At 59.5% G+C, this 18562-nt stretch carries 18 protein-coding genes; 7 read left to right on the top strand and 11 right to left on the bottom strand.

What is annotated here, in order from left to right; translation table 11 throughout:
* The 3 genes from Q4Q11_RS11325 to ftsZ all read left to right on the top strand — a co-directional run.
* Positions 1-673, top strand: a 673-nt coding sequence (locus tag Q4Q11_RS11325) for a substrate-binding domain-containing protein (RefSeq protein WP_498569532.1), incomplete at its 5' end; no start/stop codon positions are given.
* Between the two features lie 185 nt (positions 674-858).
* Entirely contained in the window at positions 859-2064 is a 1206-nt protein-coding gene (locus Q4Q11_RS11330; protein ID WP_113214620.1) for an acyl-CoA dehydrogenase family protein, read from the top strand.
* 369 nt (positions 2065-2433) lie between these two features.
* Positions 2434-3441 (top strand): cell division protein FtsZ, encoded by a 1008-nt coding sequence (gene ftsZ, locus Q4Q11_RS11335; protein WP_498569533.1) that lies wholly within the window; start codon positions 2434-2436, stop codon positions 3439-3441.
* Positions 3442-3522: 81 nt separating this feature from the next.
* On the opposite strand, the gene Q4Q11_RS11340 is transcribed toward ftsZ, so the two are convergent.
* The 9 genes from Q4Q11_RS11340 to Q4Q11_RS11380 all read right to left on the bottom strand — a co-directional run bounded on the left by Q4Q11_RS11340 (position 3523) and on the right by Q4Q11_RS11380 (position 12877).
* Positions 3523-4740 carry an SfnB family sulfur acquisition oxidoreductase gene (locus Q4Q11_RS11340; RefSeq protein ID WP_112679290.1) on the bottom strand — a complete coding sequence of 406 codons (1218 nt, stop codon included), beginning with the start codon at positions 4738-4740 and terminating at the stop codon, positions 3523-3525.
* A 408-nt stretch (positions 4741-5148) separates the two neighbouring features.
* Positions 5149-5547: a hypothetical protein gene (locus Q4Q11_RS11345; RefSeq protein ID WP_498569534.1), complete on the bottom strand. Its 399-nt coding sequence runs from the start codon at positions 5545-5547 to the stop codon at positions 5149-5151.
* A gap of 647 nt (positions 5548-6194) precedes the next feature.
* On the bottom strand, positions 6195-7718 hold the full coding sequence (locus tag Q4Q11_RS11350) for an altronate dehydratase family protein (protein ID WP_112512691.1): 1524 nt from the start codon (positions 7716-7718) through the stop codon (positions 6195-6197).
* 4 nt (positions 7719-7722) lie between these two features.
* Positions 7723-8733, bottom strand: a complete 1011-nt coding sequence (locus Q4Q11_RS11355; RefSeq protein ID WP_112512690.1) for a zinc-binding alcohol dehydrogenase family protein — start codon at positions 8731-8733, stop codon at positions 7723-7725.
* A gap of 102 nt (positions 8734-8835) precedes the next feature.
* Positions 8836-9639 (bottom strand): transporter substrate-binding domain-containing protein, encoded by an 804-nt coding sequence (locus tag Q4Q11_RS11360; RefSeq protein ID WP_498569535.1) that lies wholly within the window; start codon positions 9637-9639, stop codon positions 8836-8838.
* A 44-nt stretch (positions 9640-9683) separates the two neighbouring features.
* Complete coding sequence (locus Q4Q11_RS11365) at positions 9684-10412, bottom strand: amino acid ABC transporter ATP-binding protein (RefSeq protein ID WP_112512688.1); 729 nt, start codon at positions 10410-10412, stop codon at positions 9684-9686.
* On the bottom strand, positions 10396-11049 hold the full coding sequence (locus Q4Q11_RS11370) for an amino acid ABC transporter permease (RefSeq protein ID WP_112512687.1): 654 nt from the start codon (positions 11047-11049) through the stop codon (positions 10396-10398). The genes Q4Q11_RS11365 and Q4Q11_RS11370 overlap by 17 nt, the downstream gene beginning before the upstream one ends.
* Before the next feature lie 11 nt (positions 11050-11060).
* Positions 11061-11744, bottom strand: a complete 684-nt coding sequence (locus Q4Q11_RS11375) for an amino acid ABC transporter permease (RefSeq protein ID WP_112512686.1) — start codon at positions 11742-11744, stop codon at positions 11061-11063.
* Complete coding sequence (locus Q4Q11_RS11380) at positions 11741-12877, bottom strand: mannitol dehydrogenase family protein (RefSeq protein WP_112512685.1); 1137 nt, start codon at positions 12875-12877, stop codon at positions 11741-11743. Before Q4Q11_RS11380 ends, Q4Q11_RS11375 begins: the two co-directional genes overlap by 4 nt.
* 103 nt (positions 12878-12980) lie before the next feature.
* On the opposite strand from Q4Q11_RS11380, the gene Q4Q11_RS11385 reads away from it, so the two are divergent.
* On the top strand, positions 12981-13988 hold the full coding sequence (locus Q4Q11_RS11385) for a GntR family transcriptional regulator (protein WP_498569536.1): 1008 nt from the start codon (positions 12981-12983) through the stop codon (positions 13986-13988).
* Positions 13989-14167: 179 nt separating this feature from the next.
* The gene (locus Q4Q11_RS11390; protein ID WP_498569537.1) at positions 14168-14779 is read left to right on the top strand and encodes a Pr6Pr family membrane protein; all 612 of its coding nucleotides are present in this window, start codon (positions 14168-14170) and stop codon (positions 14777-14779) included.
* 85 nt (positions 14780-14864) lie between these two features.
* Here Q4Q11_RS11390 and Q4Q11_RS11395 read toward each other — a convergent pair whose 3' ends face one another.
* Both Q4Q11_RS11395 and Q4Q11_RS11400 read right to left on the bottom strand, forming a co-directional pair.
* A complete protein-coding gene (locus tag Q4Q11_RS11395; RefSeq protein ID WP_162701538.1) occupies positions 14865-15374 on the bottom strand; it encodes a L,D-transpeptidase in 510 nt (169 codons plus the stop codon).
* Between the two features lie 776 nt (positions 15375-16150).
* Positions 16151-17257 (bottom strand): branched-chain amino acid ABC transporter substrate-binding protein, encoded by a 1107-nt coding sequence (locus Q4Q11_RS11400; protein ID WP_112512681.1) that lies wholly within the window; start codon positions 17255-17257, stop codon positions 16151-16153.
* 34 nt (positions 17258-17291) lie between these two features.
* Here Q4Q11_RS11400 and Q4Q11_RS11405 point away from each other — a divergent pair, with 34 nt between their 5' ends.
* On the top strand, positions 17292-17711 hold the full coding sequence (locus Q4Q11_RS11405) for a hypothetical protein (protein ID WP_162701528.1): 420 nt from the start codon (positions 17292-17294) through the stop codon (positions 17709-17711).
* Positions 17712-17720: 9 nt separating this feature from the next.
* Positions 17721-18548: an aminoglycoside phosphotransferase family protein gene (locus Q4Q11_RS11410; protein ID WP_112512680.1), complete on the top strand. Its 828-nt coding sequence runs from the start codon at positions 17721-17723 to the stop codon at positions 18546-18548.
* The last annotated feature ends 14 nt before the right edge of the window (positions 18549-18562 follow it).

Below are 18562 nucleotides of genomic sequence, written 5' to 3' on the forward strand. Positions count from 1 at the left end.
CGACGTCAATCTCAACAATCCGAAGATCCCGCAGGTCGAGCAGAGCGATCACGAGCTTGCCGATCTCGCCTTGAAGCAGGCCGTCAAGGAGAATGGCGACAGCTTCAAGGCAGGCTATGTCTATGTCGCCGGGTTTGCGCCGCTCGACCGCCGCAACGAGGTCTGGGAAACGTTCAAAAAGCAGAATGCCGGCGTGGTCGAGAAGGCCCGCTTCGGCAATGTCAGCGATACGACGGCGACCTCTACGGCCGATCAGGCGAAAGCCGCACTTGCGGCCAATCCCGATATATCAGTCGTCTTCGCTCCCTATGACGAATTTGCGCGTGGCGTGAAGCTTGCCGCCACGGATCTCGGCATCGTGAACAAGCTGAAGATTTACTCTGCCGACGTATCGACGGCGGACATTCAGGAAATTGCCGAGCCTGACAGTCCCTGGGTGGCGACGGTCGCGACCAATCCGGCCGTTGTCGGCGCCGTCTCCATCCGCGCCGCCGCTCTGCAGATCGCAGGGCAGGAGGTTCCGCATCAGATCGCCGTCAAGCCGACGCTATTGACGCAGGAGGAGCTTCGCACGGCCAAGGTCCGGACGATCGAGGAACTGGCGCGGAAAATCCCCGCCTTCAGCACCAGCGATGCGGTGACCGCAAGCTGGATACCGGACAAGCTTTTCTAGAGCGGAATGCCGAAAAGTGTCAGGGGATTTCGGGCGACATCCCGCTCCAACTTTTTGATTTAGAGGCGGATTCAGATTTCAGGTCGAACAGACCTGAAATCATCCGGCTCTGGACAGCCGACTTCGATCTGCCGGCTGGGTCTATCGATCCGGCCGGACTACGTCACTGAACCGGAGTTCCTATCATGAGCCAGTCCAACGTCGTCTTTGCGGGCAATCGAAACGCCACGCGAGAAGACCTCTTTGCCAGAGCGGAAGAGATTTCCGCAGATCTTTCCACGCGCGCCGCAGAGCTTGACCGTGAAGGTCGGCCACCGCTCGGCGAAATCGTCAAGTTGAAGAATGCGGGATTGTTGAACGCCCTGCATCCATCGCAGAGCGGTGGCGGCGGTCTTGATTGGGTGGATGGCTTGCGGCTGGTGCGCATCCTTGCGCGCGGAGAAAGCTCCATCGGCCAGCTTGTCGGCTATCACTACGTCAACAGCCAATATGTCTATTGGGCTTTCGATGAGGCGCGCGCGCAGGAACTCGCCGGCAAGACGGTAGCCAACAGCCTTTATTGGGGGGCGGCCGTCAATCCGCGCGATCCAGGCCTCGTGCTGACGCGGCGCGGCAATGGCTATGTTCTGAACGGCCGCAAATCCTTTTCCACGGCCGCGCACGTCTCCGACTACATCAATGCCAATGCCGCGCTCGATGACAGGATCGTCGGCTTTGCCGTCCCGACCAGCCGGGCAGGTTACAAGGCCAATGACGACTGGGACAATTTCGGTCAGCGCCTGTCCGACAGCGGCAGCGTCGAGTTCCATGATTTCCCTGTCTATGAGGAGGATCTGGACCGGGCGGCAACGATCGGCGGCGAGGCGCCGGTGCTTGCGACATTCAATACGCCGCTCATTCAACTGGTTTTCGTGAATTTCTATCTCGGCACGGCCGAGGGCGCATTGCGCGAGGCCGTCGGTTATGTCCGCGCCACGACACGGCCATGGGTTACCTCCGGTGTCGAGCGAGCCTCGGACGATCCTTATATTCTCGAGCGTGTCGGCGAGTTCACCGCAGCATTGAAGGCGTCCGCCGCCTTGGCCGATGGTGCTGCAACGGCAGTCCAGGACGCGCTTGCCAAGGGACATAAGGCAACGGCGCGCGAGCGCGGCGAGGCGGCGGCCGAAGCCTATGCGGCGAAGGTGCACGCGACCCACGTTTCGCTTGATATCACCTCACGCGTCTTCGAGCTCACCGGTGCGCGCTCGACCGCCGAGAAATACCGCTTCGATCGTTTCTGGCGCAATGTGCGGACGCACACTCTGCATGATCCGGTCTTCTACAAGGCCAAGGAAGTGGGTGAGTTCGTTCTGAATGACCGGATTCCCGAGGTCAGTCTCTACAGCTGAACACCAGGGTCAAGGACCTCGCGTAGGCTAAAAGGCCGTAGGGTCGTAACTTGAGCTAGCGGTAACTTCACCCGTACTCAAGATCGGTCAGCGTTATCGGTATCTGGTGTGGTGTGTGCCAGCCTGGAACACACCACAGCCTCTAGCGGGCTCGTCCGATTGTGGCCCTCGCACGATGCTGGATGAATGATGTTTCAATGCCCGGCTCACAAATCCTGTGCTCAACTCATTATTCTGTGGAGGGTTGCCGGCGCGTGCCGCAATGCGCACACGTTCCTCAATAGGATCTCTTCGCTCACGAATCGTTTTCAACGTCCAGAAGGGCAGGCGATCTCGATTGAGAATGAAATTGATCCAATGGAGTCCTTCATGGCTGACATGCGCGCACCGCTTTCAGGGGTGATACCGAAGATTTCCGTTGTCGGTGTCGGCGGTGGTGGCGGTAACGCGATCAACAATATGATTGTGCAGGAACTTCAGGGCGTTGAATTCATCGCGGCAAATACGGATGCCCAGGCGCTAGCGACATCCAAAGCGACTGGGCGCATTCAACTCGGCGCACAGGTGACGGAGGGGCTCGGAGCAGGCTCGCTACCAGACATCGGACGAGCCGCCGCCGAGGAATCCATCGACGAGATCATGGACCACCTCCACGGCACGCATATGTGCTTCGTAACTGCCGGAATGGGCGGCGGCACGGGGACGGGTGCTGCCCCGATCATCGCTCAGGCCGCGCGGCAGGCGGGCATCCTAACGGTCGGCGTCGTCACCAAGCCCTTTACGTTCGAAGGCAACCGGCGCATGCGCACGGCCGACGAGGGCATCGAGCGGCTCCGCGAAAGTGCCGATACCGTCATCGTGATTCCCAATCAGAACCTGTTTCGCATTGCGGATGCCACGACCACCGTCGCAAATGCTTTTGTGACTGCGGACCGCGTTCTTTATGCGGGTGTAAGCTGCATTACGGACCTGATCATCAAGGAAGGTCTCATCAATCTTGACTTCGCCGATGTCAAATCCGTGATGCGGGGAATGGGACGTGCGATGATGGGAACTGGCGAGGCTTCAGGGCCGGGTCGGGCGCTGAAAGCGGCAGATGCCGCCGTGTCCAACCCGCTTCTGGACGACATGAGCATGAAGGGCGCGCGAGGCGTGCTGATCTCCATTTCCGGCGGGTCCGACATGACGCTGTTCGAGGTCGATGAAGCCGCCAGCCGCATCCGCGACGAAGTCTTTGCCGATGCCGATATCGTCGTCGGCGCGATCTTCGACAAGAATCTCGACGGCGTATTCAGGGTATCGGTCGTGGCAACCGGCCTGGAAAGTCTTGCGCCATCGGCTGGTCAGTCTGCGGAGATGATTATGGACCGGCACTAGCTGGCTTTAGCGTGGTGCTGCTGATTTTGCCTTTGGTAGTATGAAAGCCCCGGCGCTCATGACGAGGCTTTCATTTATCCGTTAAAGCGCGCCGTTCTTCGGCGGGATGACGTCGTTGAGGAAGTAATTGCCGACGACGTGATATTTCCAGCGAACCGGATCGTGAAGCGTATGCGTGCGGGCATTGCGCCAGTGCCGGTCGAGATTGAGGTCGAGCTTGACCGATGCGGTGCCGGCAAGTTCGAACAATGTGTTTGTCGCTTCGATGGCGATTTCTGTTGTCAGCACCTTGGCGGCCGCCACCGCCAGCGTTGCCTCGACCACTCTCTTTTCCGTCGTCTCGACCTGAGCCGCATCGACCTTGCGGCCGGCGCGCTCGATGGTCGCGGCCGCGGCCTCGAGCCGGATGGCGACCTGTCCGACCTTGGCGATCGTCAGAGGATCGTCGCTCGCGCGTTCGACGCCGCTATCCATCCAGGGGCGTGATCTGGTTTTCACGAAATCCAGCGTCTCGGCAAAGGCGGCTCTTGCGATTCCCAGATCGATGCCGGCGTGAATGATCTGCCCGACCGAGCCGATCGTCGTCGACCGCTCGAAGCCCTTGTGATGCGGGACGACATGATCGGCATTCACATAGACGTTGTTGAGGACCGTCGTGCCGCTGCCCGTCGTGCGTTGCCCGAAGCCATCCCAGTCGTCGATGATTTCGACGCCTTCGGTTCCTTTCGGAACGAAAGCCATGACCAGTTTGTCGGCTTCATCCAGGGCGAAGACCGTCACCCAATCGGCAAAGAGAACACCTGTCGAATAGAATTTGCGGCCATTGATACGGTAGCCGGGACCGTCGCGGGTGACGCGGGTATTGTAGTGCCCGACCGTCTTTGTGCCGCGCTCGGACAGTGCGTTGCCGAAACGATCGCCTGCCAGTGCACGACCGAAGAAATAACGCTTCTGATCTTCCGAACCGTCGATGCGCAGGGCTTCGAGAATATAGAAATGGTTCTGCGGGATCTGTCCGATCGAACCGTCGGCCTCGGCCAGGATTGCCGTGATCTCCGCCAGCGTCGCATTCGAGACATCGAGGCCGCCATATTCCTCGGGAACCGTAATCGCCAGCAATCCGGATTGCGCCAGCGCGTCCATTTCGGCAAAGGGGAGCAGTCTTTCGCTGTCGCGCTCGGAGGCTCTGGCTGCAAAGCGTGCGGCAAGCTCCTGCGCGACAGCCAGCGCCTGTTGCTCGGTCTCCAGCAAGGCGGCCTCGGGGTGCGTGGCGTTGATATGGTGCAATTGCGCGTTCATAGGCAGGCTCCGATTTCGATCGCCGCCACGATGCAGCATTCAAAGCCGGGCTTCGAGGAAGGGCATTTCGTTTTTGGAGCTGCAGTCGCGTCTTCATTCCTTTATCTATAGAATTAATAGTCAATTGCTGCCTGAAGCTGCATTGGAGCCTTTCCGCTTTCTTCGAATTGCGAAAACGTTATCCGTTTGTTTTTGCGCAATTCCGGAGGGAAAACCGCGCACTATTCCTGGAATTTAGTGATGATAGAGATCGATCTTCCGGCTGGTTGCCGACGGCGGGCTCGCACGGCCATCAAAATCGGTTGCCGATGAGAACCGCGCTCGGATCCCAGCGTGGCGCCGGGAAGGGCTTTGAGGCAGGTTAGGTGCATGCCGGCCCGCCAAGGACGGACCGGTATGCCGTTTATATTAGGAGGCCAGAGCGCGGCGCTCCGTCTGTGTCGGCATGGCTTTGCCGGAAACACGCAAAGGGGCTTTTGCAGCGGTCCGGGAGACGGCAGGCGAAATGCGGACCGTATTGGTTTTGGTTGCTCCCAGCCAGCGAAGAATCGCGTCGAAGCCCGGCTGGGCAGCCCGCCTGAATTCCGTGCTCATTTCCTCGTCCATGCCGCAGAGCGAGGCAATTTCCTGGAAGTCCACGCGCCCTGCGCGAAGAGGGGGACGCGACTGGAAAACGATCAGGCCGATCATGAAGCCTTTGATATTCTCGAAGCTACGCGGCTGAAGCAGCGGCTTGAGCCGCATATCGCAAAAATCCGAAATCTTGCGCTGGAAAACATCAGAGGCAGAGCTTTTCTTTATAGGCATTATTCATTCCTTGCATGCGACATTATCCAAAGGTCGGGGTGTGGCCCGCTAAAGCACGGAAGTTAACGAAGCGCAAACAACCGACCGATTGGCCGCTTTCAATTCTACGATGCGCCGACATTTGGCAAGGGAAAGATCGATCGCGCTTCGGTCAGCGCCCTATCCGACCGGGGAGCGGTGGCCGGATGCCAGCGCCTTGCCACAAAAACGCCAAGACCATGAAAAAACTGTAACTTGCCTCCCGCGACATAGAGAGCGACATTTCCCCTTGCGCCGGAAGTATGAGGTGAAAGACATGTCAGTCTTGGAAATATTAGTCAGACGCCGGATGCAGGAAGAATATGCCAAGGGTACGTCGCCAGAGCGCATCACCCGGCTCCTGCAGGAATTCTTCAATGGGTCGGAGGCTTCCCGAGCGGATGTCTTGCGTTCCGTGGAGAACGCTAATGAGTTCAAGATTACAGATGTTTAGCTTGTGACGTTTGAATGAACGAAGCGCCGTTTAAAACAGCGCTTCGTTCATTTTCATGTTCGTCCGATCTGGCCCGCCTGTGTGGACTGGCCTTCTGCAGCAGGCGAATGGCTTCGAGTGCGCGGGAGCCGCATTGCTGCTTTCGACAGACCAAGGGCGATAGATCAGGGGCGGGTCACATCGTGGCTCCGAGCTGCCAGGGGACAAATTCATGGCGACCGTAGCCGAGCAGTTCGGATTTTGAACGCTTGCCCGAGGCGGTGTCAAGTATGGCCTGAAAAATCTGACGCCCCTTTTCCTCGATGGATACGCCCTCGACGATGTCGCCGCAATTGATGTCCATATCCTCTTCCATGCGGGCAAACAGTTCGGAATTGGTGGCAAGCTTGAGGGATGGGGTCGGCTTGCAGCCATAGGCCGAGCCGCGGCCGGTGGTGAAACAGAGCACATTGGCGCCGCCGGCCACCTGGCCCGTGGCGGCGACGGGGTCGTAGCCCGGCGTATCCATATAGACGAAGCCCTTGCGGTCTATGCGCTCGGCATAGCGATAGACGCCGCGCAATGTGGAATTACCGCCCTTGGCGACGGCGCCCAGGGATTTTTCCAGAATGGTCGTCAAGCCCCCGGCCTTGTTGCCGGGCGAGGGGTTGTTGTTCAGCTCGCCCCCCGTTTTCGCGGCGTAATCGCGCCACCAGTCGATCAGGTCGACAATCTTCCGGCCGACCTCGGGGCTTTCCGCCCGCCGCGTCAGGAGATGCTCGGCCCCATATATTTCCGGCGTTTCCGACAGGATAGCGGTGCCGCCATGGCGCACGAGAATATCGACAGCCGCGCCGAGCGCCGGGTTGGCCGTCAGGCCGGAATAGCCATCCGAGCCGCCGCATTGCAGCGCCAGCATCAGTTCGGAGGCTGGAACCGTCTCGCGCACCGATCTGTTGGCAAGCGGCAGCATCTCTCGGATTTTCTCGACACCCATCATGACCGACTTACGCGTGCCGCCGACCTCCTGAATCGTCAGGCTCTGGAAATGGTCGCCCTCGGCAATGCCGTAGGTCTTCTTCAGGCGCGGGATCTGAAACACCTCGCAGCCGAGCCCGATCAGGAGGACGGCTGAAAAATTCGGGTGGCTGGCATAGCCCCATTGGGTCCTTGCCAGAAGGTCGTATTCCTCACCCTTGCTGCCCATGCCGCATCCGGTTCCATGGGTGAAGGGAACGACACCGTCGATGTTGGGATAATCGGCCAGAATGCCGGAGCGCATGATCTCGTCGGCAATGAAATCGACAACGGTGGCCGAACAGTTCACAGAGCTCAGGATGCCGATATAGTTGCGTGTGCCGACGCGGCCGTCCGCCCGACGGAAGCCCTCGAACGTCGCGGGACGCTCGCCCGGCAAAAGCCCGCCATCGGGTTTCGCCTCGGAGCTGAAGGCATAGTCGCGCTCGAAATCATGGATCGCGACATTATGTTCGTGCACCCAGTCACCCGGCTGAATATCGCTTTTGGCAAAGCCGATGATCTGCCCGAACTTGCGGATCGGCTCGCCGCTTGCGATCGGCTGGACGGCGACCTTATGGCCGCGAGGAACGGCTGCTGCGACGGTAATGCCGCCATCGATCATCTTGCCCCGCGAAAGGCTTTCGATCGCAATGACGACATTGTCGGCATCATGGAGGCGAAGCGTGCGCGGTGCGGCCATGCAATCACACCTCCAGAATGGCTTTGATGACGCGGGCTTCGGGGCGCAGCCATTCGGTGAACAGCCCGGGAGCGTCGGAAAGGGGACCGCGATGGGTATTGAGGGCAGCGGTCGGCACCCGGCCCGCTTCCATCTGCCTCACGACCTCGGCAAAGTCGTCCGGCTGGGCATTTCGGCTGGCAAACAGCGTCGTCTCGCGCTTATGGAATTCCGGGTCGGAGAAGGTGATATCCTGACGAACGACGCTGACGAGAACATAGCGTCCGGCATGGGCAACGAAGCCGAAGCCGCGCTGCATGGCACCGGCATTGCCCGTGGCGTCGATGACGACATCGAAGAAATCGCCATCTGTCAGGCGTTTGGCCTGCGCTTCGGCGTCTTCATTGGCGAGGAGGATCCTGTTCGCGCCGAGTGCGTCGATCGTGAAGGCGAGGCGGTCCTCGCGCACGTCCATGACGGTCACATCGGCGCCGCGGGCTTTGGCAAAAATGATGGCGGACATGCCGATCGGTCCCGAGCCGACGACGAGAACGCGATCGGAAGCCTGGATACCGCTACGCTTGACGCCATGGGCGCCGATCGCCAGAAATTCGATCATGGCGGCCTCGTCGAGTGAAGCTTTGCCCGCCGAGATGACATTCCCTTCGGGAACGCAGAGATATTCGCACATGCCGCCGTCCCGATGCACGCCGAGCACGGCGATGTTCTGGCAGGCATTGGTTACGCCGCGGCGGCAGGCCACGCATTTGCCGCAGGAAAGATAGGGGACGATATAGACGTTGTCGCCCTGTTTCAGCCGCGTCGATCCGCCCGCGTCCTCGACCGTTCCCGAGAGTTCATGACCCATGACGCGCGGATATTCGAGGAAGGGATGCTTGCCCTGGAAGATATGAAAGTCGGTTCCGCATATGCCGACGCGCTTGATGCGGACCAGTACGTCTCCATCGGCGGGAACAGGAATATCCCGCTCGATCAATGACAGCCGGCCTGGTTTATGGCAGATCAATGCTTTCATCATTCACTCCTCGTCCGTAGGGTCAGCCCGCTGAACCGCTTCTTCGGATCGCAGGGAGCGCCGCACGGGCGGCGCTCGGGTTTTTCAGGATAGTCGTCGGCCTCACGTCTTCGGCATTTCAGCCGGAAGCGCGACGCCATTATACTTCTGATAAATCGCGCTGAGCTTGCCGTTGGCAAGGTTTTTCGCGATCCACTCGTTCAATGTCGTCTTCAGTGCGTCGTCGCCCTTGCGCAGGCCGATCGCGTAAGGATTGGTCTTGAGGACCAGTTTGACCTCGAGCGGGTCGTTCGTCCGGCGCTGATTGACGGCGGCCATGATCTGCGGCGAGGACGCCATGATGTTGACCTGGCCGGAAACCAGGGCGGTGATCAGCGTTGCGTCATCGTCATAGCGGACCATTTCGGCATCCTTGGCCTGATTGGTCGCTTCCTTGTCATTGGTCGAGCCGCGGGTGGTACCGACCCGCTGACCGACGAGATCCTGAAGGCTCTTGATCTCGGTGCTTTTCGGCGCGGCGACCACAATCTGGATGACGCCGTAGGCATCGGTGAAGTCGATGACCTTCTTGCGTTCCTCGTTGACGCTGAAGGACGCCATGACGATGTCAGCCTTGTTGGTCAGGAGGAAGGGCACGCGGTTCGGACTGGTCACCTGAACGATTTCCAGCGGATAGCCGAGATCCGAAGCAAGCAGCTTGGCGGTCTCGACGTCTGAGCCGGTCGGCTGCATCGCCGCATCGCTCATACCGAACGGCGGCGAACCGAGGTCGACCGCGATCAGGAGCTTCTTCCGCGTCTTGATGGTCTCAAGCGTATCGGCCAGGGCCTGACGCGCATGGCCGCCCAGGAATGTCGCGCCGGCCAGTGCGCCGGTTACACCTGCAAGAAAAGTTCTGCGTTTCATATTCTCCATCCCTTTGTCCTTTTCACAAAAATCTCTTCCCGATCTCAGAGACCGCTGCCCACGAAGTCCCGCAGCTCCTTGGTCTGCGGATTGTCCAGCATCGCGCCCGGTCCGGTTTCCCAGACCTGCCCCTGATGCATGTAGACGACCTTCGACGCCACCTTGCGGGCGAAGGCCATTTCATGCGTGACGAGGATCATCGTCATCCCGCCACGGGCAAGGTCCTCCATGACCTTCAGAACTTCGCCGGTCAGCTGTGGATCGAGAGCGGACGTCACTTCGTCAAAGAGCATGAGCTTGGGCTTCATGGCCAGGGAGCGGGCGATCGCCACACGCTGCTGCTGACCGCCGGAAAGCTGCTCCGGATAATGCTCGGCCTTGGCCTCGAGGCCAACGCGGCTCAGCACCTCGCGCGCCAGGTCACGGGCGGCGGCCTTTCCGAGTTTCTTTACGCAGGTCGGCGCGAGCATGATGTTCTGCTCGGCCGTCAGGTGCGGGAACAGATTGTAGCTTTGAAAGACGATACCGACATCGCGTCGCAGCGCACTCTTGTTAAGCTTGGGGTCATGGACCGCGTGGTCGCAGACCTCGATCGTGCCGCTCTCGATGGTTTCCAGCGCATTGATGCAGCGCAGCGCCGTCGATTTTCCCGAGCCGGACTGCCCGATGACGGCGGCAACCTCGCCGCGCCCGACCTCGAACGACACACCGTTCAGAACCTTGACGGCACCAAAGGCTTTGTGGACGTTTGCGAGTCTAACGATGGATGACATTGAGCTTCCTCTCCAGGTTGCGGCTCCACAGAGAGAGCGGAAAGCATATGGCGAAGTAAAATACTGCTACCACGATGAAGACGGTGAAGGGTTCGAAGATCGAGTTGTTGATGAGCTTGCCGGCCTGCGACAGCTCGACGAAGCCGACGACCGACGCGAGCGAAGTGTTCTTGACGATCTGTACGAGAAAGCCGACGGTCGGCGGCGTCGCGATGCGCATCGCCTGCGGCAGGATGACCCTGGTCATGCGCTGCCAGCGCGACAGAGCCAGGCATTCGGCTGCTTCCCATTGTGTTTTCGGCACGGACTCGATGCAGCCGCGCCAGATCTCGCCGAGAAAGCCGGAAGAGTAGATCGTCAGGCCAGCGGCGGCCGCGACGATTGCCGGAACCTGATCGAAGCCCAGGATTGCAATACCGAAATAGATGAGGAACAGCAGAACGAGCAGAGGCGTGCCCTGGACGAGCTGGATATAGCCGGCCGCCGCCATCCGCAAAGCGCCGAGGCTGCTGACGCGCGCCAGCGCGACGAGGAAGCCGAGAATGCCGCCGCCGACGAAGGCGATCGCTGAAAGCCCGATCGTCCACAGCGCCGCCCAGCCCAGAAATTCCAGATGAACGAAACCGAATGCTGTCATCGTCGCGTCCTTTAAAGTGCCGTGCCGAGCCTGCGCCGGCGGACAAAGATCGCAAGGCCGAGGAGCCAGAGGGCGATGCGCACGACGAAGGACAGGAAGAGATAGAGAATGCCGACGACGATATAGGTCTCGAAGCTACGGAACGTGTCCGACTGGATGCGGTTGGCGACGGCGGTCAGCTCCTCGGCGGAAATTTGCGAGGTGATCGAGGAAGCGAGCATCAACAGGACATACTGGCTGGTCAGTGCCGGATAGACGCGCTCGATGGCAGGACGAATGATCACATGCCAGTAGGTCTGGCCGCGCGACAGCCCAAGACATTCCGCCGCTTCGAGCTGTGCCTTGTGGATGGACTGTAGTCCGGCACGGACGATCTCGGATGTATAGGCGCCGACATTGACGACGAGGGCGATGACGGCGGCGAGATTGGCCGAAACATGGACGCCAAGGGTGGCTATGCCGAAATAGACAAGGAAGACCTGCACGAGCAGCGGCGTATTGCGGATGACCTCGACGTAGGAGGCGACGATGGTGCGAACCCAAGGTCCTCCATCGGCACGGCCAATGGCGCAGAGCGTGCCGAGAACGAAGCCGATGACGGTGGAGACGACGGAAAGCTGCAGTGTCAGCCGGACGCCGAGCGCGAACTCCTTCCAATAGGGAAGGAGCGATGCAAAATCGAACTGGTAGCTCATACGGCCTCTCCGGGTGCCGGGTAGCGTGAGTCTATCGCCCGAAGGATCGGAGTTTCATAGTCCATGGGCGTTTTCTCAACCCAGTCCAGGAAGGCGGTGATGCGGCGTTCGACCTTCTGAGCATGGTGCTGCGCGATATCGGCCATGCGGTGGTTGAGAAACGGATTGGAGAAGCGATCGAGCGTGGTCGCGACATAAGACCGTGCTTCGTCGCCCATGCCCTTGGAGGCGAAGCCCGGGACGACCTCGGTGTCGTAAAGGGCTTCGAGCCGCCGCCTGATGGCCGGATCGGCAAGCATGCCGCGCACCGTCTGGTCGCTCGCATGGCCCTCGGTCTGCCAGATCTCTGCAAGATAGGTATGACCAAGGTTCAGGATATGAAGCTTCAGGCGTTCGTAGGATTCGAGTTCGGGCGTAAGCACGATCTGCTCGTGCGCGCATGGCAGCCGCACGCCCGGTGCCTGCCGGATCGCCCAGAGCGCATAGGGTTCGGCAACGGCGCCAACCGGCTCGATGGGTTCGGAAACGATCCTGTCGACAAGCGTATCGGCGAAGGTGACCTCGCGGTCGAGCCATTCGAAGAACTCTGCCGGCACATCGTTCAGCCGCGCGCTTTCGATGACCGCCGTCTCGAGAAGCCGGCCATTACCCGTCACCAGTTCGCAAGGCAATATGACGAGCGGGCGCGCGGTCGCCTGCCAGCGGCGAAAGAGAAGGAATGCCAGCTTTGCCGGAAATGATTTTGGGGCGTCACCGGTCGATGAGAACCGGTCCTCGGCTGGTACGGTCCGATAGCCGGTGTCGCCCGTATTGGAGACAACGAATTCCGCTTCGTGAGTAAATAGCCTGAGGATCTCGGCCCAATCGCTCGCCGCAGACAGGCCGCGGTCGATGCTTTTTACATGTACGGTACGATCGATCGTTCTGCCGTCCGACATGCCGCGGATGACGACAGGATAGCCTTCAGGCCGGCCGAAAGCCGCGACGCGGCCGCTTCGGCTGCTGTCTCCCGAGGTTTGAACAACGGTGATGGGGCCGACCGTCTGGCCGGCTTCGGCGGCCTCGTGAACGAAGAATGCCGCATGAGCCTGCAGGAAGCGACTGGTCCCGAATTGGATGATGCGGCCGCTCACGCGTCTGTCTTTCCGATGAAGACGCGATGCTGAGCGCTGTTGGCAAGGTCAATCCCGGACAAGCTTCAATCCTCCCTCTCTGTCTCTTATATACATAAGACAGTTGCGATTTTGCAAGTCAACTGTTTTTTATATAAATAAATCGGCTATATATGATGGATGGATCGCAGAGGGGCAATCTCGAATGAAGGGGAATGCAGTCTACAAAGGTGCCTATAATCGCTGTCTGGACTATCTGGCCGATATGACGATTGATGAGAAACTGCCATCCACGTCGGAGCTGGCATCAAGACTGGCGGTTAGCCGGACAACGGCGCGTTCGGTTTTGGTGTCTCTGACAAGTGCCGGAGTTTTACGGCTCGATGAAATCGGTCACTCACTGCAGCGCGCGCCGGAAGCTGGCGATTACTTCCCCGAAAAGCAGACCATGTCCGCGGCCGCGGCCGTCGAACGTCGGTTCATGGAGTGGATTCTGCAGGGAGACTTTCGTGCCGGACAGTTGCTGAACAGTTCGGAACTCGCGCGTCAATTCGGTACTTCGACCACGACGATCCGTGAATATCTTACCCACTTTCATCATTTCGGGCTGATCGAGCGCCGGCCGAACAGCGCCTGGGTCTTTCGAGGCATCACGGCGGATTTTGCCGAGGAAGTCTATGAGGTCCGCGAAATGTTCGAGATGCGTTCAGCCTCGCACCTGATCCAGATGCCCAAAAGCGCTCCTTGCTGGCGCGAACTTGCTGAGATCGAAGCGCAGCATCATGACATACTCGCCGATATTGATGTCAGATATAAAGAGTTTCCCGCTTTGGATGAGCGCTTGCATCGGCTGGTACACGACGCATCGCGTAATCGATATGTGATCGAATTCTACAATATTGCCTCGGCAATCTTCCACTATACCTATCAATGGAACCGCGATGACGAAAAAGAGCGAAATACCAGGGCGCTGAAGCAGCATCTTGTTTATATCGCCGGTTTGCGCAATCGTGACATGCACGCAGTCAACGCCAGCCTGAAATCGCACCTCGATAGTGCGAGGACGACATTGATGAAGTCGATCGAGCTGGGTCCGTTCAAGGTGACCGGCACTCCTGCGATCACATCTTAATAACGTGATCTCTTTTCGCCGGTTCGAAATGATCGACTCAGGAACCCGTTCCGGTTTTTGGTTTGATGCGCTAAAGACAGGCCGTGCCGATTTGACCCGCATCGTCTGTGTCAGTCGGTTGTCTTAAAGCGCCGCGGGTCTGTGATGTCATGAGAAATTCGGTTCGGTTCTACCGTTGGATGATTGCGCTGGTGGCGATTGCGGGCATCGTCATCTCCTATACCGCCATCATACCGGCAGCCCATGTCTCCCGATTGAGGCTGACGACAAATTTTCTCAGCTATTTTACGATCCAGGCAAACACCCTGCTTGCTGTTGCGTTACTGTCGGCGGAAATCGCACCGTCGTCGGCGATTGGGCGATGGGCCGGACGTTCTACGACGAAAACAGCGCTGCTCATTTACGTCTGTGTCGCGGGCTCAGTCTACCTATGGCTGCTGAAAGATGTCTGGCATCCGCGAGGCTGGCAGTTGTGGGGAGATCAGATACTCCACTATTGGATCCCGTTATTCGCCGCGCTGGATTGGTTGTTTCTCGTCGAGCGTGGCAGACTTTCCTGGCATGATGCGATCTGGTGGCTTTTGTTTCCCGTGCTCTACGCGGTGTACTCGTTTGCCCATGGTTATTTCTCGGGATTTTATCCCTATCCGTTTTTGGACGTGGGCGACATCGGTCCGCATGCTGTTCTCGCCAACATGGCGCTTTTGGGCGCGGTGTTCCTGGTTCTTGGAGAGACGATCGTTTTTCTTGATCGCATGGCGGCAAGGCTTGGCTCGCGGCAAACCGGATGAATGCGCCATATCGAGGTTTGGCCCATTCATGGAGAAAGCGGCAAATAGTCTGATCCTGGCAGGCTACTGCGGCCGCGGGGCACAATCAGAGCACGACGACCTTTGTTCCCACGCCGACCCTGCCGTAGAGATCCATCACATCGGGATTTGCCATGCGGATGCAGCCGGAAGATACCGCCTTGCCGATCGAGTTAGGTTCATTGGTGCCGTGGATGCGGTAGAGGGTGGAGCCGAGATAGAGCGCTCTTGCTCCGAGAGGATTGTTGAGGCCGCCATCCATGTGGTCTGGTAATTCCGGCCGGCGAGCGATCATCTCTTTGGGCGGAGTCCAATCCGGCCACTCTGCCTTGCGGCTGATCGTCTGCGTACCCTTCCAGGAGAAGCCCTGCTTGCCGACGCCGATGCCGTATTTGAGAGCGGTTCCGTCGTTAAGCACCAGATAGAGGCGCTTTTCCTTGGTGGAGATCACGATTGTACCGGGTTCGTAGCCGGAAAAGGGCACAACCGTGCGCGGAATCGGCGACCGGGCCAGGCTGGCCAGCCTGTCGTCCTTAATGCCGGAATTGAATTGCGGAGAAACTGCGCCGGGATCGATCGAAGCCTGCCGCTGTGGACGCCGGCGGGGCGGTAGATCGCCGTCTTCGTCGTCATAATAGCCATAGGGGTCGCCCCGATAGTAATAGCCATCGTCGAGACGCGGATCGTCGCGGTAACGTGGAGGCGCCTGCCGCGAATAGCGCGGAGCAATATAGCCGCCGTCCAGGTCGTCGCCATAATCCGGCAGGTATCTCCATTCCTGAGCATGCGCGGCAATGCCAGTCAGCACAGCCATGACGGGTAAAATCAATAATCTTACAATCTTCATGTCGCAAACCATACTTCCCGGAGAACGCACCGGACTGCGCGCCCGCATCGACGGGGCATGTGTGGCGCGGACAATTCCGGAAACGGCGGGCGTAATTGTGGCAGTCACGGTCGAAAGTCGTGATTTTCCGACCTGTTTTTAAGGCTCGGCACAGAGATTCGGGATGCGCACGAACAGCTTCCTTTGCAAGCCTGCGTCGGGAGCAAGATCGAGAGCGCATATCCTGCGCAATATGGAGCGGAGTGGGCTGGGCAGCCATGGGCGCATGGCAGCTGCATGGGAAGCCGCCATTCTTGCGGGCTTCCGCGGATGGCGCAGATAATCGCCCTTGATGACGGCCCCTCCGCTTCGTCACCGCAATAACCGCTTTGCGCGGCACATGGCGGCGTTGCAGTCACTTCTCTCACGAAAGAGGCCGGACCATCTTAACGACTGCTCCGGCCTTCCAATGTGTGAGCCGGGCTGCTTCCCGACCCGGCTCTATCTTTAAGCGCTGACGCGACGGCTTATTCGGCCGAAACGATCTTGCCGCCTTCCCACTTGTAGAGCGAGAAGCTCTGGGAGGTGAGGTCGCCGGTTTCGCCGTAGGTGACCTTGCCGATGGCGGTGTCGATCGGCTCGCCCTTCTTCAGTGCGGTGCCGACGGCTTCCGCATCGTCTGCCTTGCCAGCCTTCTCTATGCCGGCCTTCAGGACCTGCACGGCGGCATAAGCGTTCAGCGTGAAGGCTTCCGCCGGGATGTTGCGTGACTTTAGGGCTGCAACGGCGCTCTGCGAATCCGGGTTCTTCAGGGCGTCGGAGGCGTTGGTGAAGAGCGTGCCGGCAGCGGAATCGTTGGCGATTGCCCAATACTCGGTATTGGAGAGGCCATCACCGCCGATGATCTGCGCCTTGACGGAGATGTCGTGCAGCTGGCGGGCAAGTAGACCCGCTTCCGGATGATAGCCGCCGAAGTAGATGACTTCGGCGCCTGCCTGTTTCAGCTTCGCAGTCAGGGCACTGTAGTCCTTTTCGCCTGGGGTCAGCGAGTCGTTGACGACCTCGGTGATGCCGCCCTTGTTGATGGCGGCCTTGAAGGCGTCTGCAAGACCCTTGCCGTAGGCGCCCTTGTCGTTGAGGATGGCGATCTTCTTGTCCTTGAAGTGCTTCACGACATATTCGCCGGCAACGACAGCCTGCTGGTCATCGCGGCCGCAGGTGCGAAAGACGTTGGTCAGGCCGCGGTTGGTGAGACCAGGGGCGGTTGCAGTCGGCGTGATCATCAGAATGCCGTTTTCGGCAAGCGCGTCGGAAACCGGAATGGCAACGCCCGACGTGACCGGGCCGACGACGAAACGGATGCTCTCGCCGACGAAGCTGTTGGCGACGGAGACGCCCTGCTTCGGATCGCCGGCGTCATCGCCGAGCTTCAGAACGAGCTTTTGGCCGAGAACGCCACCGCTCTTGTTGATTTCGTCGACGGCGGTCTGCGCGCCGTTCTTGACCTGCTCGCCATAGGCCGCGACCGGGCCGGTCAGCGGCGCGATGAGGCCGATAGTGATGTCCGCATGCGCGAGAGGTGCGAAGGCCAGTGAAGCGACGAAGGTCGCGGCCGTCAATGTCTTGAGACTCATTTTAGCTCTCCTTGGATGGGCGCGGCAGCGCCCTTTGAACCCGCCTGCAATCGCCTGTCTCGATGCGCAAACTGCCGTGAGGCGTTGTTTTGGAAAAGACAGAGCTGATATCGAAGCGAATGATCGCCTTCGGACATTTTTTGATCTCGAAAGCGCTCATGAGGGTATTTTGTGTAGGAATATTGCGACGATTCCGCAAGAAAATAACCGCCGCAAAGACAATTTTGACGATTTTTCACGAGCCTTCAACGAGGGATGGTTGTTGTATTTAAGCCGCCAAAGCCTAAGTGATACGACAGTACGGAAGGGGCAAAGACGGATTTGCCGCCGAGGCGGCGGCATGGTTGCGCCGCCCGTCGGCTCCGGCAACCGCATGCAGGGCAATTGGTGTCAAGGCGGCATATCCCGGTTTTCAACCATGCGTGCTGCTTGCTGTTACGGGCCGTTTGTTTAGAGGAACCGCATGACGGTGAATGATGGACCAAAGGCCTATTTCGATCTCTGGCGCCTGATCCCGGACGGCGATCCGATCGTGACCCATTCCAGCCGGCTTTTTCCGGTGCGCCGGGACGGCGAACCGGCCATGCTCAAGCTTGCCACCGTACCGGAAGAAAAATGGGGAGCCGGACTTATGGTCTGGTGGGGCGGCGTCGGCGCCGCGCGCGTCTTTGAGCATAAGGACGATGCCATCCTGCTTGAGCGGGCGACAGGCCGGCGTTCCCTTGCCGATATGGCAAGGAATGGCAGAGACGACCAGGCAAGCCGCATCATCTGCGAGGCCGTTGCCGGGCTCCACGCGCCGCGTGGGATGGCCTTGCCGTCACTCATCCCGCTATCGGATCGGTTCGGCTCGCTCGAGATAGCAGCTCAGCGCGAAGGTGGTCCTTTCGTGCGGTCCGCCGCTGCCGCCCGCATGCTGCTGTCGGAACCCAGAGACATCGTGCCTCTGCACGGCGATATTCATCACGGCAATATTCTCGATTTCGCGGAGCGAGGCTGGCTCGCGATCGATCCGAAGGGCCTGCTGGGCGACCGCGGCTTCGACTACGCCAATCTGTTTTGCAATCCAGACCATGCCGTCGCCACATCCCCCGGCCGCCTTGCGCGGCAGGTCAGTGTCGTCTCGGAGGCGGCGGGGCTGAATCGCTTCCGCCTCCTGCAATGGATCGTTGCATGGGCAGGCCTCTCGGCTGCGTGGTTGATTGAGGACGGTTTCGACCAGCATGTCCCCGCCGCAATCTACGTCGCGGACATCGCTGCGGCCGAACTCGATGCGGTCGGAGCTGCATAGGGGCGACTGGATGA

Source organism: Rhizobium sp. UFLA01-1127, from assembly GCF_059803845.1.

What these genes read in the sequence shown, in the direction of transcription:
- Q4Q11_RS11330 (WP_113214620.1), top strand. Translation starts at nt 859, where the DNA reads ATGAGCCAGTCCAACGTCGTCTTTGCGGGCAATCGAAACGCCACGCGA.
- ftsZ (WP_498569533.1), top strand. Translation starts at nt 2,434, where the DNA reads ATGGCTGACATGCGCGCACCGCTTTCAGGGGTGATACCGAAGATTTCC.
- Q4Q11_RS11340 (WP_112679290.1), bottom strand. Translation starts at nt 4,740, where the DNA reads ATGAACGCGCAATTGCACCATATCAACGCCACGCACCCCGAGGCCGCC.
- Q4Q11_RS11345 (WP_498569534.1), bottom strand. Translation starts at nt 5,547, where the DNA reads ATGCCTATAAAGAAAAGCTCTGCCTCTGATGTTTTCCAGCGCAAGATT.
- Q4Q11_RS11350 (WP_112512691.1), bottom strand. Translation starts at nt 7,718, where the DNA reads ATGGCCGCACCGCGCACGCTTCGCCTCCATGATGCCGACAATGTCGTC.
- Q4Q11_RS11355 (WP_112512690.1), bottom strand. Translation starts at nt 8,733, where the DNA reads ATGAAAGCATTGATCTGCCATAAACCAGGCCGGCTGTCATTGATCGAG.
- Q4Q11_RS11360 (WP_498569535.1), bottom strand. Translation starts at nt 9,639, where the DNA reads ATGAAACGCAGAACTTTTCTTGCAGGTGTAACCGGCGCACTGGCCGGC.
- Q4Q11_RS11365 (WP_112512688.1), bottom strand. Translation starts at nt 10,412, where the DNA reads ATGTCATCCATCGTTAGACTCGCAAACGTCCACAAAGCCTTTGGTGCC.
- Q4Q11_RS11370 (WP_112512687.1), bottom strand. Translation starts at nt 11,049, where the DNA reads ATGACAGCATTCGGTTTCGTTCATCTGGAATTTCTGGGCTGGGCGGCG.
- Q4Q11_RS11375 (WP_112512686.1), bottom strand. Translation starts at nt 11,744, where the DNA reads ATGAGCTACCAGTTCGATTTTGCATCGCTCCTTCCCTATTGGAAGGAG.
- Q4Q11_RS11390 (WP_498569537.1), top strand. Translation starts at nt 14,168, where the DNA reads ATGATTGCGCTGGTGGCGATTGCGGGCATCGTCATCTCCTATACCGCC.
- Q4Q11_RS11400 (WP_112512681.1), bottom strand. Translation starts at nt 17,257, where the DNA reads ATGAGTCTCAAGACATTGACGGCCGCGACCTTCGTCGCTTCACTGGCC.
- Q4Q11_RS11410 (WP_112512680.1), top strand. Translation starts at nt 17,721, where the DNA reads ATGACGGTGAATGATGGACCAAAGGCCTATTTCGATCTCTGGCGCCTG.